Annotated in this window: 17 protein-coding genes; 7 read left to right on the top strand and 10 right to left on the bottom strand. The window is 73.2% G+C overall.

Annotated elements, in window-relative coordinates; all coding sequences use genetic code 11:
• Positions 1–2: 2 nt before the first annotated feature.
• Positions 3–1,445 carry a vWA domain-containing protein gene (locus AC0T5L_RS02300; protein WP_476163642.1) on the top strand — a complete coding sequence of 481 codons (1,443 nt, stop codon included), beginning with the start codon at positions 3–5 and terminating at the stop codon, positions 1,443–1,445.
• Between the two features lie 123 nt (positions 1,446–1,568).
• Here AC0T5L_RS02300 and AC0T5L_RS02295 read toward each other — a convergent pair whose 3' ends face one another.
• From AC0T5L_RS02295 to AC0T5L_RS02270, 6 genes are all read right to left on the bottom strand, one after another.
• Entirely contained in the window at positions 1,569–2,054 is a 486-nt protein-coding gene (locus tag AC0T5L_RS02295) for a YciE/YciF ferroxidase family protein (RefSeq protein WP_476163641.1), read from the bottom strand.
• A 75-nt stretch (positions 2,055–2,129) separates the two neighbouring features.
• Entirely contained in the window at positions 2,130–2,912 is a 783-nt protein-coding gene (locus AC0T5L_RS02290; protein WP_476163640.1) for a putative hydro-lyase, read from the bottom strand.
• A 76-nt stretch (positions 2,913–2,988) separates the two neighbouring features.
• Complete coding sequence (locus AC0T5L_RS02285) at positions 2,989–3,861, bottom strand: 5-oxoprolinase subunit C family protein (protein ID WP_476163639.1); 873 nt, start codon at positions 3,859–3,861, stop codon at positions 2,989–2,991.
• Positions 3,858–4,475, bottom strand: a complete 618-nt coding sequence (locus tag AC0T5L_RS02280) for a 5-oxoprolinase subunit B family protein (protein ID WP_476163638.1) — start codon at positions 4,473–4,475, stop codon at positions 3,858–3,860. Before AC0T5L_RS02280 ends, AC0T5L_RS02285 begins: the two co-directional genes overlap by 4 nt.
• 52 nt (positions 4,476–4,527) lie before the next feature.
• Positions 4,528–5,295 carry a LamB/YcsF family protein gene (locus AC0T5L_RS02275; RefSeq protein ID WP_476163637.1) on the bottom strand — a complete coding sequence of 256 codons (768 nt, stop codon included), beginning with the start codon at positions 5,293–5,295 and terminating at the stop codon, positions 4,528–4,530.
• Between the two features lie 159 nt (positions 5,296–5,454).
• The gene (locus tag AC0T5L_RS02270; protein ID WP_476163636.1) at positions 5,455–6,705 is read right to left on the bottom strand and encodes an NRAMP family divalent metal transporter; all 1,251 of its coding nucleotides are present in this window, start codon (positions 6,703–6,705) and stop codon (positions 5,455–5,457) included.
• 308 nt (positions 6,706–7,013) lie between these two features.
• Here AC0T5L_RS02270 and AC0T5L_RS02265 point away from each other — a divergent pair, with 308 nt between their 5' ends.
• Positions 7,014–7,721, top strand: a complete 708-nt coding sequence (locus AC0T5L_RS02265; protein WP_476163635.1) for a GntR family transcriptional regulator — start codon at positions 7,014–7,016, stop codon at positions 7,719–7,721.
• A gap of 67 nt (positions 7,722–7,788) precedes the next feature.
• Here AC0T5L_RS02265 and AC0T5L_RS02260 read toward each other — a convergent pair whose 3' ends face one another.
• Positions 7,789–8,457 (bottom strand): esterase/lipase family protein, encoded by a 669-nt coding sequence (locus tag AC0T5L_RS02260; RefSeq protein WP_476163634.1) that lies wholly within the window; start codon positions 8,455–8,457, stop codon positions 7,789–7,791.
• Between the two features lie 298 nt (positions 8,458–8,755).
• Here AC0T5L_RS02260 and AC0T5L_RS02255 point away from each other — a divergent pair, with 298 nt between their 5' ends.
• The 3 genes from AC0T5L_RS02255 (at position 8,756) to AC0T5L_RS02245 (ending at position 11,502) form a co-directional block, all read left to right on the top strand.
• Positions 8,756–9,931 (top strand): UDP-N-acetylglucosamine--N-acetylmuramyl-(pentapeptide) pyrophosphoryl-undecaprenol N-acetylglucosamine transferase, encoded by a 1,176-nt coding sequence (locus tag AC0T5L_RS02255; protein ID WP_476163633.1) that lies wholly within the window; start codon positions 8,756–8,758, stop codon positions 9,929–9,931.
• Between the two features lie 501 nt (positions 9,932–10,432).
• Positions 10,433–10,597 carry a DUF397 domain-containing protein gene (locus AC0T5L_RS02250; RefSeq protein ID WP_476163632.1) on the top strand — a complete coding sequence of 55 codons (165 nt, stop codon included), beginning with the start codon at positions 10,433–10,435 and terminating at the stop codon, positions 10,595–10,597.
• A 116-nt stretch (positions 10,598–10,713) separates the two neighbouring features.
• Positions 10,714–11,502: an aminotransferase class IV family protein gene (locus tag AC0T5L_RS02245; protein WP_476163687.1), complete on the top strand. Its 789-nt coding sequence runs from the start codon at positions 10,714–10,716 to the stop codon at positions 11,500–11,502.
• 26 nt (positions 11,503–11,528) lie between these two features.
• On the opposite strand, the gene AC0T5L_RS02240 is transcribed toward AC0T5L_RS02245, so the two are convergent.
• The 3 genes from AC0T5L_RS02240 to AC0T5L_RS02230 form a co-directional block, all read right to left on the bottom strand.
• Complete coding sequence (locus tag AC0T5L_RS02240) at positions 11,529–11,750, bottom strand: DUF2867 domain-containing protein (RefSeq protein WP_476163631.1); 222 nt, start codon at positions 11,748–11,750, stop codon at positions 11,529–11,531.
• A 14-nt stretch (positions 11,751–11,764) separates the two neighbouring features.
• Complete coding sequence (locus AC0T5L_RS02235) at positions 11,765–12,241, bottom strand: NAD(P)H-binding protein (protein WP_476163630.1); 477 nt, start codon at positions 12,239–12,241, stop codon at positions 11,765–11,767.
• 149 nt (positions 12,242–12,390) lie between these two features.
• Positions 12,391–13,581: a lycopene cyclase family protein gene (locus tag AC0T5L_RS02230; RefSeq protein ID WP_476163629.1), complete on the bottom strand. Its 1,191-nt coding sequence runs from the start codon at positions 13,579–13,581 to the stop codon at positions 12,391–12,393.
• Between the two features lie 59 nt (positions 13,582–13,640).
• Here AC0T5L_RS02230 and AC0T5L_RS02225 point away from each other — a divergent pair, with 59 nt between their 5' ends.
• A complete protein-coding gene (locus AC0T5L_RS02225; RefSeq protein ID WP_476163628.1) occupies positions 13,641–14,408 on the top strand; it encodes a class I SAM-dependent methyltransferase in 768 nt (255 codons plus the stop codon).
• Positions 14,398–15,972 carry an FAD-dependent oxidoreductase gene (locus AC0T5L_RS02220; protein ID WP_476163627.1) on the top strand — a complete coding sequence of 525 codons (1,575 nt, stop codon included), beginning with the start codon at positions 14,398–14,400 and terminating at the stop codon, positions 15,970–15,972. Before AC0T5L_RS02225 ends, AC0T5L_RS02220 begins: the two co-directional genes overlap by 11 nt.
• Positions 15,973–15,992: the final 20 nt, after the last annotated feature.

The raw sequence follows: 15,992 nt of genomic DNA, 5'->3' as shown, positions 1-15,992 counted from the left end.
GCATGCACCTGTCCGCGCTGTTGGACTTCGACGCCGTGCCCCTGGACACCGACGACGCCGTGTCCGTCCTGCTCGACATCACCGCGCCCGAACGCGAGGAGGACGCCGGACGCCCGCCCGCGACCCTCCAGGTCGTACTGGACCGCAGCGGCTCCATGGGCGGCGGCCGCCTGGACGGAGCCGTTCGGGCACTGCTCACTCTGGTGGACCGGTTGGCGCCCTCCGACAACTTCGGGCTCGTGTCCTTCAACCAGCAGGCCCGTGTCGAGGTGCCGTGCGGTCCTCTGACCGACAAGGCGGGGGTGCGCCGCCGGATCTCGGCCCTGCGCGCGTCCGGGGACACCGACCTGTCCAGCGGACTGCTGCGCGGCGTGCAGGAGGCCCGCCGCGCCAGCTCCGACGGGGGCGCCACCATGCTGCTGGTCTCGGACGGGCACGCCAACCAGGGCGTCACCGACCACGGCCTGCTCGAACAGGTGTCTGGTGACGCCTACGCGCACGGGGTCACCACCACGACCCTGGGGTACGGCCTGGGCTATGACGAGGAGCTGCTCGGGGCGGTGGCCGACGGCGGCGCGGGCAGCGCGCTGTTCGCGGAGGATCCCGACACCGCGGGCGGCCTCATCGCGCAGGAGGCCGAGTACCTGTTGGCCAAGACCGCCCAGGCCGTGTCGCTGCGGGTTCCGGTCGGCCCGCACCTGCACGCGGTCAACGTGGTGGGCGAGATGCCGTCCCACCAGCTGGCGGACGGGTCGGTGGTGGTGGAGCTGGGCGACTTCCACTCGGGGGAGAGGCGCCGCCTCCTGTTGCGCCTGGAGGTGCCCGGACTGTCCTCCCTGGGCACGGCCACCGTCACCACCCTCGAAGCCACCTATGCGGACCCCGCCGCGTTGACCACCTATACGGCGGCTCTGCCCGTCGCGGTCAACGTGGTCCCGGGCGACGAGGCCGCCGGAAGGGTGCCTCGGCCGAAGGTGCGCACGGAGGAGGCCCTGCAACGGGCACAGACCGCCAAACGTGAGGCCAGCGAGGCCCTGCGCAGGGGCGAGCGCGACGCCGCCGCCGACCGGCTGGAGCAGGCGCGGATGGACCTGCTGGGCTCTCCGGAACCCGGGAACCCCGCAGCGGAGCGCGAGGCCGTGTCGTCGGCGTCACCGGATGTGGCCGCGCAGGCCGCCGAGTTGCGGCGGATGGCGAGGATGGCCCGGGCCGACGACGCGGCCCGTACCTCCAAGACCCTGTACGCCAGCCAGTCGGGCTATTCGCGCAAGAGCGGCCGCCGGCAGGCCCCCGGAACACCGAGGACCGGCGGGCCGCAGGCCGGAAACGGCGGTCCCGGTTCCCCCGGCACCGGCCCGGGAGGTGGGCGCGCCATCCGGGGCGAACAGACCGACGGGGGCCGTCCCACCCCCGACCAGGGGGACACACCGCCACGGACGTACTGAACCGGCCCGTGCGCCTTGGGGCCCGGCCCTCCCTGGAGGGCCACGGCATACGAAACGCCCCGGAAGGCACTGCTTCCCGGGGCGTTCGGACACCGAGCGGCGGATCCCCCTCCCGCCGTGCTCCTACTTCTGGGCCGAGGCGAGCGCTCCGCGTACCGCGTCCGGGAGCTTCTCCTCCAGGAAGCGGGCCATGTCCTCCTCCTGGTGCAGGATGGAGGTCAGCTTGAGTGCGATCTGCTCCTCGCCCAACGCGCGGGCGGACTCGATCAGCGCGCGGTACGAGGCGATCTCGAAGTGCTCGGCCGCGTAGTCGGCGATGGCGTTCTTGACCATCGTGTCACCCGCGGGCTTGTTCGCCATGCCCTGCGCGGCGCCCATCATCCCGGACAGTGCGCTCTTGACCTTCGAGACCTTGCCGCCCAGGGACTCGATACACCCCTGGACCGTCTCTGCCTGGGTGCGCGTCTCCTCGATGTGACGCGTGATCCGTGCGTGGACCTCGGGCTCGCCCTCCGCGTCCGTGGCGTGGCGCTCCAGGGTCTCCTCCAGGGACTTCTCCATCGAGTAGGCGTCGTTGAGCCAGGAGATCAACTGCTCACGGGTATCCACTGTGCGTCCCCCTCTGGTCGCGGTCCGTTGTGGCCTCGGCCCCGCGACTACCCCGGCGGTCCGGCGACAAACACGTCAGGGCACCTGGTAGGAGGCGTCGCGCACGTCGGTGACGGCCATGTGCCCGGGGGCGTGGCCGATGGCGAACTCGGGAGCCGAGGCGGCCACGGCGGCCTGCGGGGTGACCCCGCACGCCCAGAAGACCGGGATCTCCCCGGGGCGCACCTCCACCGGGTCGCCGTAGTCGGGCCGGTCCAGGTCCTCGATGCCCAGCGCGGCGGGGTCGCCCACGTGCACCGGGGCTCCGTGGACCGCCGGGTAGCGCGAGGTGACGCGTACCGCGTCGGCCACCCGGTCGGCGGGGACCGGCCGCATGGACACCACCAGGGGACCGCGGAACCGGCCCGCCGGGCAGCACCGCAGGTTGGTGGTGTACATGGCGACGTTCCCACCCGTCTCGATGTGGCGGACCGGTACACCGGCCTCCAGCAGGGGCGCCTCGAACGTGAAACTGCACCCGATGAGGAAGGCCACCAGGTCGTCCCGCCACAGGTCGGTGACGTCGGTGCGCTCCTCCGCCAGCGCACCGTCGCGGTAGACCCGGTAGGCGGGCAGGTCCGTGCGCAGGTCGCCGTCGAAGACCGAGGCGCTGGTCTCGCCCGGTTCGGTGACGTCCAGGACCGGGCAGGGCTTGGGGTTGCGCTGCGCGAACAGCAGGAAGTCGAACGCCGTCTCGCGGGGCAGGGCGATGAGGTTGGCCTGCGCGTAGCCCGCGCTGTATCCGGAGGTGGGAACCCGCAGCCCGTCGCGGAACAGGGCACGGGCGCGGGCTGGGGAGAGGTCGGCGGTCCGGGTCATCGGCTTCTGCCTTTCGCCCCTGGCGGGGCCTTGTGTCGGAGCGGCCCCGCCGTCCTCTGCGGGGCCGCCTGGGCCGTCAGAGAACGAATCGGACACGGGTGCCGGGACGCGCCTGGGCCGCCTTGGGCAGGTCCGCCGAGCACACGACGGCCACCACCGGGTAGCCGCCGGTCACGGGGTGGTCGGCCAGGAACAGCACCGGTTCACCGCCGGGCGGCACCTGGAGCGACCCCGCGACCATGCCCTCGCTGGGCAGTTCGCCGGAGCGGGCGCGTTCCAGGGCCGGGCCGGACAGGCGGGCACCGACCCTGTCACTGCGCGGGGTCACCTCGTACCCGCCCGCCAGCAGTGTGTCGAGTGCCCCCTCGGTGAACCAGTCGTCACGCGGGCCCAGGACGACCCTCAGGGCCACCTCGGATCCGCCGACGGGTGTGGTGGGGGCGTGGTCCACGTTCGGGAACGCGGCGGGCGCGGGTCCGACCGGGAGCAGCGCTCCGGGCACGGGGAGGTCGGGCCCCAGCCCGGCGAGCACGTCGGTGCTGCGCGATCCCAGGACCGGTGGAACGTCCACCCCGCCGCGTACACCCAGGTAGGAGCGCAGCCCCTGGCCGGGCACGCCCATGGCCAGCTCCGCCCCGTCGGACAGGTGCAGGACCGTGTTGACGGCCGCACCGCGCCCGTCCACCCTCAACGGCGTCTCGGCTCCGGTGACGGCGACGGTCACCGACCCGCGGGCGCGCACGTGCAGCCCGCCCAGGGTGGCCTCCAGTGCGGCGGCGTCCCGGGGGTTGGCGAGCAACCGGTTGGCCAGGGCGTAGGAGTCGGCGTCGGCGGCGCCGGAGCGGCCCACGCCCAGGTCGGCGTGGCCGAACCGGCCCGTGTCCTGAACCGTGGTCATGGGGCCCGCGGCCACGATCTCCAGGGCGCCGCGCCGGGCATCGCCGCTCATGAGGCGCCCGCGTCCGTGAAGCGCACGCGAGCACCGGGCCTGAGCAGGCCGGGCGGCTCGCGGTCCAGGTCCCAGATCCTGGCGTCGGTACGGCCGAGCAGCTGCCAGCCTCCGGGCGAACTGCGCGGGTACACCCCCGTGAACTCCCCGGCCAGGGCGACCGACCCGGCGGGCACGCGGGTGCGCGCCTCGCCGCGCCGGGGTACTCGCAGGCGCGGGTCATCGCCGACCATGTAGCCGAACCCCGGAGCGAACCCGCAGAACGCGACGGTCCAGGTGGCGCCGGTGTGCGCCTCGACCAGCTCGCTCCTGGACAGGCCGGTCAGCTCGGCGATGTCGCCCAGGTCCTCGCCGTCGTAGAACACCGGGACGGTGACGGTCTCCCCCGGGGCCCGCACGGTCCCGGGCTCCAGCGGCAGTCCGTTGACGGCTTCGGCGACCGCGTCCGGGTCCGTGCCGGGATCGACCCGCAGCAGCAGCGTGCGGGCCGCCGGGACGATGTCGGTGACTCCGGGAACGGGGTCCGCCTCCAGCGCCGCGCGCAGCGCGACCACCTCGGCCAGGTCGGCGACCTCCACGAGCACGCCGGTGTCAGCGCACCTCAGGACACGCACGGGGGCTCCTCAGCGTGGTCGCGGTACGGAAGCTTCCCTTCCGTGGGAGGGGTCACGCGTTCCTCCCGGTGAACGGCGCGACGGTGACGCCCTCGGCGCGCAGCCTTCCGGCCACGGCCCGGGCGACGTCCACCGCTCCGGGGCTGTCCCCGTGCACGCACAGGGAGTCGGCCTCGATGAGGATCCGGGTGCCGTCGACGGCCTCGACCGGCTCGCCGTGGGCGATGCGCAGGCAGCGGTCGGCGATCTCCTCCGGGTCGTGGAGCACGGCGTCGGGCTCGCGGCGGGAGACCAGTGTGCCCTCCGGGGTGTAGGCGCGGTCGGCGAACGCCTCCCGGTGGGTGGGCAGTCCGGCCTCCTCCGCCAGGCGCAGGAACTGCGAACCCGGCAACCCGAGCACGGGAAGAGCGGGATCGAAGGCCCGCACGGCCGAGACGACCGCGGCAGCCTGCTCCTCGTGGCGCACGATGGTGTTGTAGAGCGCGCCGTGCGGCTTGACGTAGCGGACACGGTCCCCGGCCAGGCGGGTGAACGCGGACAGAGCGCCGATCTGGTAGACGACCTCGTCGGTCAGCTCATCGGGTGGTACGTCGACGAAGCGTCGGCCGAACCCGGCGAGGTCGCGGTAGCTCACGTGCGCGCCGACGGCCACTCCTTTGGCCGCGGCGTCGAGCGTGGTGCGGCGCAGCACGGACGGGTCGCCCGCATGGAACCCGCAGGCGACGTTGGCGCTGGTGACGATGGACAGCAGAGCCTGGTCGTCCCCGAGCTCCCAGCGGCCGAAGCTCTCGCCGAGGTCGGAGTTGAGGTCGATGCGCAACGTCGGTGCTCCTCGTTCTTCTTCGTGGTCCCTCACGGGGTTCCTACCCCGCCCGGGCGGCGGACCGGGCGGGGCGGGGAGGCGTTCTGGGTGGTGGGGCGGCGCTCTGGCGGTGGGGCACGGCCGAGCCTTCGGGCCGTCGCGGACCGCGCCCCGCTCCTACTGCCAGAGGGCGGCGATACCGCTCAGGGAGCTGACCGCGATGTAGGCGGTGAGCGCCCAGGCGGCGGCACCGATGGCGATGAGCCAGCGCGGGTAGCGGTAGCCGCCCAGCAGGTCGCCGGAGCGGCGGGCCGCGACCCACAGCATGATGCCGAGGCCGACCGGCAGGATCACGCCGTTCAGCGCGCCGGCCAGGATCAGCAGCGTGTTCGGGGCCTGCCCGGACAGCAGCAGGATCGCCAGCGAGACGCCGATGAACGCGGTGACCAGGACGCCGCGGCGCTTCTCCAGCCACGGGTGGAAGCTCGTGACGAAGGAGATCGAGGTGTAGGAGGCGCCGATGACGGAGCTGACCGCGGCGGCCCACATGATCATGCCGAACAGCCGCATGCCGACCTCGCCGGCGGCCTGGTGGAAGGCCTCGGCGGAGGGGTTGGGCGCCGCCAGGATGTCGGCTCCGCCGGTGACGACGCCGAGGATGGCCAGGAACAGGACCACGCGCATGACCCCGGTGACGATGATGCCGGTCACGGAGGTCTGCGTGATGGCCCGGACGTTGTCCCTGCCGCCCTGGCCCGACTCGACGAGGCGGTGCACGCCCGCGTAGGTGATGTACCCGCCGACCGTGCCGCCGATGATGGTGACGGTGGCGAGGAAGACGTCCGCGTCGAACCGCTCGGGCAGGACGGCCTGGCGCATGGCCTCGCCGACCGGGGGCTGGGAGACGAGGGCGACGTACACGGTCAGGCAGATCATGGCCAGACCGAGCACGATCAGGATGCGGTCGAGGGCCACGCCCAGCTTCTTCACGCCGAGGACGATGACGGCGATGGCCGCGGAGAGGGCGGCGCCGAGCTTGGGATCGAATCCGAGCATCGCGTTCAGGCCGAGGCCCGTGCCCGCGATGTTGCCGACGTTGAAGACGAGGCCGCCGAAGACGATCAGGAGTGCCAACAGGTAGCCCGCGCCGGGCACGACCTTGTTGGCCAGGTCCTGGGCGCGCATGTTGGCGATACCGATGATGCGCCAGATGTTCAGCTGGACGGCGATGTCGACCAGGACCGAGACCAGGATCGCGAACGCGAAGGTCGCGCCGAGTTGGGCGGTGAAGGTGGTGGTCTGGGTGATGAAGCCGGGGCCGATGGCGCTGGTCGCCATGAGGAACATCGCGCCGAGCAGGCTGCTGCTCAGCGCGACTCGCCCTGGACGGGGGCGCACCTTCGGGGGTGCGGGGGGCGTGTCGCCCATGGGGCTCTCCAAGGGGTGCGGGGAGGGGTGGTGACGCGATGACCGACCGCGCCATCGTTGGATTGTTGAACGATACTCCAATCCAACAAGGTGGGTAAAGAGTCGGTAAGCAAAAAACCCAGGTCACCCGAGCCGCGGAAGTCCGCGTCTGTTTCACCTGCCCCAGGTGTTACTCCGGGGCCTCTGGGACGCCCTGTCGCGACGGCCCACTCGTCCGACGAACCGATCTTCCCGGTGCCCCGCTCCCCCGGGAGCGCGCCGCGTCGGCGACAATGGAACGACCGACGCCAGCCCCCGAAGGAGAACCTGTGACGGCCACGGACGCACGCGCCGACCGGTCCACCAGCCGTACGCGCCTCCTCCCGCCGCTGCCGACCCAGGCAGAGCGGGTCGCGGAGCTGCTGCGCGAGTCCCTCATCGACGGCGTCTACCCGCCCGGGCAGCGGTTGTCGGAGGAGCGGCTGTGCGAGGAGCTCGGGGTTTCCCGCAACACGCTGCGCGAGGCGTTCCGGCTGCTGGTGCGCGAGCGGCTGCTGGTGCACCAGATGCACCGGGGTGTGTTCGTCGGCCTTCCGACCAGCGATGACGTCCGCGACCTGTTCAAGGCCCGCAGGACCCTGGAGCTTCCCGCGCTGCGCGGGGCGGTGGACCCCGCCGAGGAGGCGGTGCACCTGGTGGGCGCGGCCGTGGACGAGGGCGAGGCCGCGCGGGCCCGGGAGGACTGGTGGCGGATGGGTACCGCCAACATGCGCTTCCACCAGGCCGTCGCCGGGCTCGCGGGGAGTGCGCGGGTGAACGAGTTCATGAGCCAGGTACTGGCCGAGACGCGGCTGGTGTTCCACGTGATGGACGCGCCCCGGGAGTTCCACGCGCCCTACCTGGACTGGAACCGCAGGATCCACACCCTGCTGGCCTCGGACGACGCCCGGGGAGCGGCGGATGAGCTGACGGCCTACCTGAAGGCCTCCGAGGAGCAGCTGGTCACCGCCTTCACCGCCATGGAGGAGCGGGCCTGACCACGGCAAGCGCCGTCAGGCCCGCCCGCGCCGCCGCTCCGGGGCGGACGACGCGCGCCGAGAGGTGTCAGGACAGCGTGTCGCGCACGTCCTCGGACACCTCGGAGTCGGTGAGGAACGAGATGTGTCCGACGCAGCCGACCAGGTGGTCGTCGGCCCCGGGAAGGGTGACGCTGGTGGAGGGCCGGACGACGAAGTCGCACAGCGACCGGAAGGTCGTGTACGTGACGTCCCCGGGGGTCGGGTCGCCGGAGTTGAGGTGCTCCAGGAACTCCGACCCCACGACCACCTCCTGACACGAGGGGGAGGTCTCCACGCACGGCAGCCGCACGAGGGAGCCCTCGTTGGGTCCGGCTAGCGAGACCCAGTTGTCGACGTCCCCGTGTCCGTCGAGGAACTTCAGGTACCAGCGGGAGGACAGCCCGCCCATGGAGTGGGTGACCAGGTCCACCGCGTCGTGACCGGTCTCGTCGAGGATCCTGTCGACCTCCTGTCCGATCAACCGTGCGGTCACCTCGTTGGAGGCGTCGTAGTCGTAGCTGATGGCGTACAGCCGGTCGCCGTCCCACCCGTCACCGGTGAAGTCGGCGATCATCGGGTCCCAGTTGTCTCCACTTCCGCTGTAGCCGTGCACGAAGAGGACGGGGTTGCGCTCCTGGGCGTGGGCGGTCGCCGGGACCATGGCCACGGAGGCCAGGGCCAGTGCGGCGAGGACGGGTGCGAGGGGGGATCGCATCGTCGACTCCTTTCCGTCAGGGAGCCTTGATTGTCCGTGGCCCACGCTCCGGAGCGCATCAGGCGAACCACGGGTGGTCGCACACGCCGCCGTGCCAGGGCGCGGGGCGCAGGGCGGCCAGAGGTCCTCCCCGGAGCCGCGAAGCCCCGTCGCCGCGTTCGGAAGAGCCGGTTCCGTACCGGGGTCCTCCAGCGGCTACGGTGCTGTGGGCACGGCAGAGGCACCACATCGCCCGCCTGTGTCCCTCCTTGTCATATCTTCGCTCTGCCCCGCTTCGGGGCGACCAGTTAGGAACCGTGTGAACAGCGACGACCTCCCTCTGCGGAACATCCGACTGATCGTGACCGGAGGGGGAACGGGCGGGCACACCTATCCCGCCCTCACCTCCGTCCGTGCGCTACGGGACCGGCTGGAGGCGGCCGGCCACACCCTGGACGTACTGTGGGTGGGCACGGCGGACAGTCTGGAGTCCAGGGTCGCGAAGGCTGAGGGGATCGCCTTCGCGCCGGTCGCGACCGGCAAGATCCGCCGCTCGAAGAACCCGCTCAAGCTCATCTCACCGGCCAATATCAGGGACATGGCCAACGTGCCCCTCGGGATCGCGCAGGCCCGGAAACTGATCTCGGACTTCGCACCCGACGCGGTGCTGGCCACCGGCGGCTACGTGGCGGTTCCCGTGGGCCTGGCCGCGAGGCTGTGCCGCCGTCCGCTCGTGGTGCACGAACAGACGGTCCTTCTGGGGCTGGCCAACAAGGTTCTCGCCCGTGTGGCGGCCCGTGTGGCCGTGTCCTCCCCCTCCACGCTGGAGCTGCTCCCGAAGTCCGCGCACGCCCACGCTGCCGTGACCGGCAACCCGGTGCGTCCGGAGGTGCTGTCCGGGCAGGCCGACCGCGCGACCAAGGAGCTCGGGTTCGAGGGGCACGATCCCGCGCTTCCCACCGTCTACGTCACGGGTGGAGCACAGGGGTCGGCACAGATCAACGAGACGGTCAGCGCCCTCCTGCCGTGGCTGCTCGCGCGCGCCAACGTCGTCCACCAGTGCGGGGCGGCGAACCTGGAGGGGCTGCGCCAGAGCGCGGCCGACCTTCCGCCCGACCTCGCCGGAAGGTACCACCTGACGGACTTCGTGGGTCCGGAGCTGCCCGATGTGCTGGCGTTGGCCGACATGGTGGTCTCCCGGAGCGGAGCCGGGACGATCGCGGAGCTGACCGCCCTGGGCAAGGCCGCCGTGCTGATCCCGCTCGCCACCTCCGCGGGCGACGAACAACGGCACAACGCCCGCCACCTCCAGGAGACGGGTGCCGCGGTGGCGCTGCTGGACGAGGTCACGGCGCAGCGGCTCCGGACGGCGGTGGAGCCGCTGCTGGACGACCCGCGGCGGCGTGAGCAGATCGCGGAGCAGGCCCGTGAGCACGGGCGGCCCGACGCCGCCGACCGCGTGGTCGACGTGGTGCTGTCAGCCGCCCGTGGCTAAGGACGTGGCACTGTCAGCCGCCCGGGGCTAAAGGCGTGTTTGACGGGTCTCAGTACCGCGTCCGGGGCCTCGACGCACGCGCCCGACAGCGATGATTTTGCCCGTAGTGGCACTGTCGGCGGTCGAGAGTGCCACTACGGGCAAGGTCATCCGGTGAACGTGCACGGTCACCGCCTTGAGAAGGCACCCGGACGTTACGGGTGTGACGGGGGAACCCGTCACACCCGTTGCTCTCGTACTCGTGGACGCCCTCGGCGGTCATCATCCGCGCAAAAGCCGAGTGGGAGTCGTTGGCCGCAGGGGCTTACCCCAGCGAAACGCCCGTGGGGCCGTGGATCCGGAGGCCCGGTCCACGTCGGCGCCCCGAGGCCAGGGGAAGCGCCGACACCCGACGGTGAAGGCGGGGCCCCGCTGCGTCACGAAGACGTCCCGCGCCCTAGCTGTGCCTCCGATGGCCGGTATCGAGACACTTCAGGGGCCGGTGCCGTGACGGACCGTTGGGTGAAGTCCTCGTACAGCTGGGCGTCATCGAACTGCGTGGAGGCCCGACTGCCCCGCCCGGACGGCGCGGACGTGCGTGACACCCAGAACCGCGACGCGGCCGCCCTCCCCTTCCCCGCCTCCGGGCGAGCGGCACCGCTGTCCGCCGGAACAGCCGGGAACTGATCCCCAGGTGGGCCGGGCGATCCCCGCCGCTTTCCGGCCGGGAAGTCCCGCGCCACCGGAAACCGAGCGGGGAAAGCCCGGTGACCGAGGTCCCGAAGTGCCATCATGAGGGCACGATGGAACTGAACGGACACCCCGTCAGCACCGGGGAACTCGCCGGCCTCGCCCTGTACGGCTACGGCCACTTCACCACCATGCTCGTCACCGGCCTGCGCGTACGCGGGCTCGACCTGCACATGGAGCGCCTGAGCCGGGACTGCCGGACCCTCTTCGGCACCGGCCTCGACATCCCCCGGGTCCGCGAACTCGCCCGCCGCTCCGCCCGCGCCCACCCCTCCCCCTCAGTGGTCCGCGTGACCGTGTTCGACCCGCACATGGACCTGGGCCGCCCCTCCGCCCGCCAGCTCCCGCATGTCCTGGTCACCGCACGCCCCGCCCCCGGCACCTCCTCCCCGCCACCCGTGCGCCTGGGCACCAGGCTGTTCACACGCGACGCCCCGCAGGTCAAGAGCACCGGACTGTTCGGTGCGGTCCACCAGCGGCGGGCCGCCCAGCTGGACGGCTACGACGACGCCCTGTTCACGGGTGTGGACGGCCGGGTCTCGGAGGGCCCCACCTGGAACATCGGCTTCCTGGACGGCGGCGGCCTGGTCTGGCCGCAGGCCCCCTGCCTCCCGGGCGTGACGACGCGGCTGATCGACCGGGTGGCCGAGGAGCTCGACGTCCCGGTGAGCACCCGTCCGGTCTCCGCCGCCGCGAGCACCCGCATGGCGGGCGCCTTCGTCACCAACGCCACCACGGGGATCCGCCCGGTGGCCTCCGTCGACGGCGTCCACCTACCGCAGGCGGCCCTGGTGCGCAGGTTCGCCGCCGCCTACTCCGCGCTGCCCGCCGAGCCGCTGTAGGCCGGGGCCGCGCACCGGCACGGAGGTCAGACCCCGGGCCCCGCCTCCCCCGCCCCGGCTGTCTCAGCCGCCGCGGCGATGTTGCTCGCCATCGAGCCGAACACGACCCCGTGGAACGGGGTCACGGCCTTCCAGTACAGGTGCCCCAGCAGCCCGCGCGGACGGAACAGCGCGCGCTGGTGGTAGACCGTGTGCCCCCGCACGCGGCTCACACCCATCTCCAACCAGGCCGGTCCCGGCAGCCGCATCTCCGCGCGCAACCTCAGCAGCTCGCCCGGGACGGCCTCTGATCACCGCCGCGCGCAACACGGCGGTGGGCACTCCCGACTCCAGCAGGATCCGGCCGACCTCCTCGCGCGAGGCCATGTGCGGCGACAGGCCGGCCCCCTCCGGGGCGAGTCCGCCCAGGTAGACCAAGCGGGCCGCCCCCGCCCCCCTCGGCCCCGCGCGCGAAGTTGCGCGCGGCCTCGGCGTCGGTGTCCTCGAACCCGCTCCCGCCGGACATCGAGTGCACGAGGTAGTACGCGGTGTCCACGCCCCGGAACGCGTCGTCGAGGCCTTCACCGCTGACGACGTCGCCCCGGACCACCTCCACGCGGTCGCGCCAGGGATGGTCGCGCAGCTTGTCCGGCGTGCGGACCAGGCAGCGAACCCGGTGCCCGGCGTCGAGCAGCCTCGGGACCAGGCGCCCGCCGATATAGCCGGTGGCCCCGGTGACCAGGGTCAGCCCCTCCCTCATCCCGGCGCTCCGTCGGTGCGGATGCGGTGGGCCGCGGTGAGGCGGTGGCCGGCGGAACGCCTGGTATGCGGATCCATGGTGCTGCTCCCTTCGGGGCCTCACGGCCAGAGTCGGTCACCAGAGCACCCACCACAAGCCGAACCGCCTGGTCAACGGGGGAATCTCCGGGTGCGCAGCGAGTACCACAGGTGGTCCAGGGAACTCAGCGACATGGCCGCCACCGGGGTCGTGAACCCCATGGCCAGCTCCCGGTGCGGGCGCGAGCCCCCGTCGAGGAAGGCCAGCACGTCCCCGAAGCGGTTGGCCGCGAACAGCCCGGCGAAGAACTCCGCGCCCCGGACCCGGCCGGTGTCCAGGGCCCGCAGCATGACCGCGTCCATGGCCAGGTGGCGGCGCCGGTGGGGCACCGGCGGCACCGGGACGCGCCCCTCGGCCAGCGCCCGCGCCACGGCGGCCGTCTGACGCCGCACCCCGCTGAACGTGTACCCGGTCGAGGGCCGGGTGGCGCCGCCCGCCGTGCCCAGCCGGAACACGCGTCGCCCCGCCCGAGGCCGAAAGCGCGCGTCGGTCATCGGGATGATCCCCTGCTCGGCCGCCGTCACCTCCACGTCCGCCAGTCCCAGCAGTCCGCAGTAGGCCCTGAGCGCGCGCTCGTACTCGGGGGTGGCGAGAGCCTCGCGGCCGAACTCGGTGTACTCCACCAGCGCCTCGCGCGGCGACAGCGGCAGCACGTAGCCGAAGGCCGTCCCGTTCGGGGGCTGAGGAGGGCGCAGGTCCATCAGCACCGCCGAGGCGGGGTCGAAGACGTCGGAGGAGGTGCGCACGAACCAGCCGCGGAAGTGCTGGAGCAGGTGGGTCCGCCCGCGCGGGGCGGGCCGGGGAGGCCGCGAGTCGAACACCCACTCCGCTGTCAGGGCCGCCTCCCCGCCGTCGGGGCCCTCGCCCCGGACCACGGCGTGGTCGGCGCCGTCCCGCACCCCGGTGACCAGCAGCGGCAGCTGGTCCACATGCTCCCCCGCCGAGGCGCGCACGTGCGCGTCCACGTCGGCCGACCTCAGCATCTTGTACACGTAGGGCGCGGCCGGGGAGGAGTGCACGGTTCCGTCGGCCGCCACCACCGACAGGTGCTCCCAGCGGGCGGTCAGCAGGTCGTCCCACGGTCCGCCGTCGGGCTCCCAGAAGCACCACGTGCGCGGCGGAGGCGTGTGCGGGCCCGGCGGCGGTTCCACCAGGGCGGTGCGCAGCGGTCGGCCACGTCGGTCGTTGACCCCGCTGAGCTGGTGGGCAAGGGTGAGCCCAGCGGCTCCCCCGCCGATGATCGCCACGTCGTAGTCGGCCATGCACCCAGCATGCACGGGGAGACCCGTGTCCGCATCGAACACCCGCCCCGGGGGAGCCCGTGAACACCACCACGCATGCGATGAAGGACGGCGCGGTCACCGACGAGTTCGACCACGCCGCGGGAGCCTACGACCGGCTCGTGGCCGCCAACCCCGGCTACCACGCCCACCTGCGGACCTCCGCGAGGCGGCTGGGGCTGCCCGCCCTGGGCTCGGGGCTGCGGCTGCTCGACCTCGGATGCGGTACCGGGGCGTCCACCGCCGCCCTGCTACACGCCCTCCCGGAGGCCCGAATCGCCGGGGTGGACGCCTCGGACGGCATGTTGGACGCCGCACGCGCCAAAAGGTGGCCCGCTTCGGTCTCCTTCCACCGGGCCCGCGCGGAGGAGCTCACCCCCGAGTGGGCGGCCGAGCATCTGGACGGACCCGCGGACGCGGTGTTCGGCGCCTACCTGATCCGCAACTGCCCCGACCCCGGAGCCCTCCTGTCGGCCGTCCGCGCCCTGCTGCGGCCCGGCGGGCGGATCGCCCTGCACGAGTACTCCGTGGCCGACTCGGCGTCGGCCCGCGCGGTGTGGTCGGCGGTGTGCTGGGGCGTGGTGATCCCGGCGGGGAGGGTACTGACCGGCCGCGCCGACCTGTTCCGGTACCTGTGGCGCAGCGTCCTGGAGTTCGACGGCCGGACCGCGCTGCTGGAGCGCATGCGCCGCGCGGGTCTGGATTCGGTGGCCAGTGCGCCGCTGCCGGGCTGGCAGTACGGGGTCACGCACACCTTCGTCGGCCGGCGTCCGCTCGACGCTCCCGGGAGCTCCGCCGATGGCCGCTGACGGAGCCGCCCGTCCCGAGGGTGTGGGCGATCCCCTTGCGGAGGCCGTACCGCCCGCACCGCCGACCGGGCCGCGCACGGCGGCCGTGCCCCGCGTGGCCGTGGTCGGGGGCGGCATCGCCGGCCTGTCGGCGGCCTGCGCGCTGGCCGAGCGGGACGTGGACGTGACGGTGTTCGAACGCGAGTCCTCACTCGGGGGCCGCCTGCGCGGCTGGGCCACGACGCTCTCCGACGGCTCGCCCGCGACCATGACCCGGGGCTTCCACGCGTTCTTCCGCCAGTACTACAACCTGCGCGCCCTGCTGCGCCGCGCGGATCCGGGGCTCGGCTGCCTGGTCCCGCTCACCGACTATCCGCTGGTGCACCGGGACGGTCCGCGCGACCGCTTCTCGGGGCTGCCCGCGACCCCGCCGTGGAACGCCGCCGTCCTGGCGGCGACCAGTCCGAGCTTCCCTCCGCGCGACCTGACGCGGGTCAACGTGCCCGCGGCCCTGCAACTGCTCGACGTGGACGTGCCCGGCGTGTACGAGCGCCTGGACCACCTGAGCGCCCGGGACCTGCTGGAGGCGGTGCGCTTCCCGCCCACGGCCCGGCACCTGGCGTTCGAGGTGTTCACGCGCAGCTTCTTCGCCGACCCGGGGCGGCTGTCGGCGGCCGAGCTCGCGGTGATGTTCCACGTCTACTTCCTCGGCTCGTCCGAGGGCCTGGTGTTCGACGTGCCGAGCTCACCGTTTCCGCAGGCGCTGTGGGATCCCCTGGAACGCCACCTCGCCAAGCTCGGGGTGTGCTTCCGGACCGCGTCCCCGGTCGAGGAGGTCCACCGGGGGCGGGAACACCGGTTCTCGGTGCGCGGCCGCACCCCGGAGGGCGGGACCTTCGACGCCGGGGCCGACGCCGTGGTGCTCGCCGCCACCCCGGCCGGGACCCGTGACCTGGTGGCGGCCTCGCCGGAGCTGGGCGGACAGGAGTGGCGCGGCCGGATGGCCCGTGTGGAGACGGCTCCCCCGTTCCTGGTGTCGCGCTACTGGCTGGACCGGCCCGTGCGCCCGCACCGGCCCGCCTTCCTGGGCACGGCCGGCTATCCGACGCTGGACAACGTCAGCGTGCTGGAACGCTACGAGGACGAGGCCCGCGAGTGGGCGCGGCGCACCGGCGGCTCCGTGGTGGAGCTGCACGCGTACTCGCTGGAGGAGGGGCGCGACCCCGGGTTCGAGCGGCGCGGGCTGTGGGAGCAGGCGCGGACCGTCTACCCGGAGCTCGCGCGGGCCCGGGCGGTGGACTCCCGGCACGAGACGCGCGCGGACTGCCCGCTGTTCGCCCCCGGAAGCCACCGCGACCGCTGCGGGGTGGCCACCCCCGACCCGTTCGCCGTGGTGGCGGGCGACCACGTGCGCACGGACCTGCCCGTGGCGCTCATGGAGCGCGCGGCCACCAGCGGCCTGCTCGCCGCCAACGCGTTGCTGTCGCGCTGGGGCAGGCCGGGGCACACGGTGTGGACCGTACCCCGGCAGGGCAGGTCCGCCCCGCTGCGGGCACTCGCCCGCCGTGCCCGCCGCTCGCGTTAGGGCACCGCCCCGGCGCCGCG

The organism is Nocardiopsis sp. TRM 82005, assembly GCF_056312425.1.
This window is presented reverse-complemented; position numbering and strand designations above follow the sequence as displayed.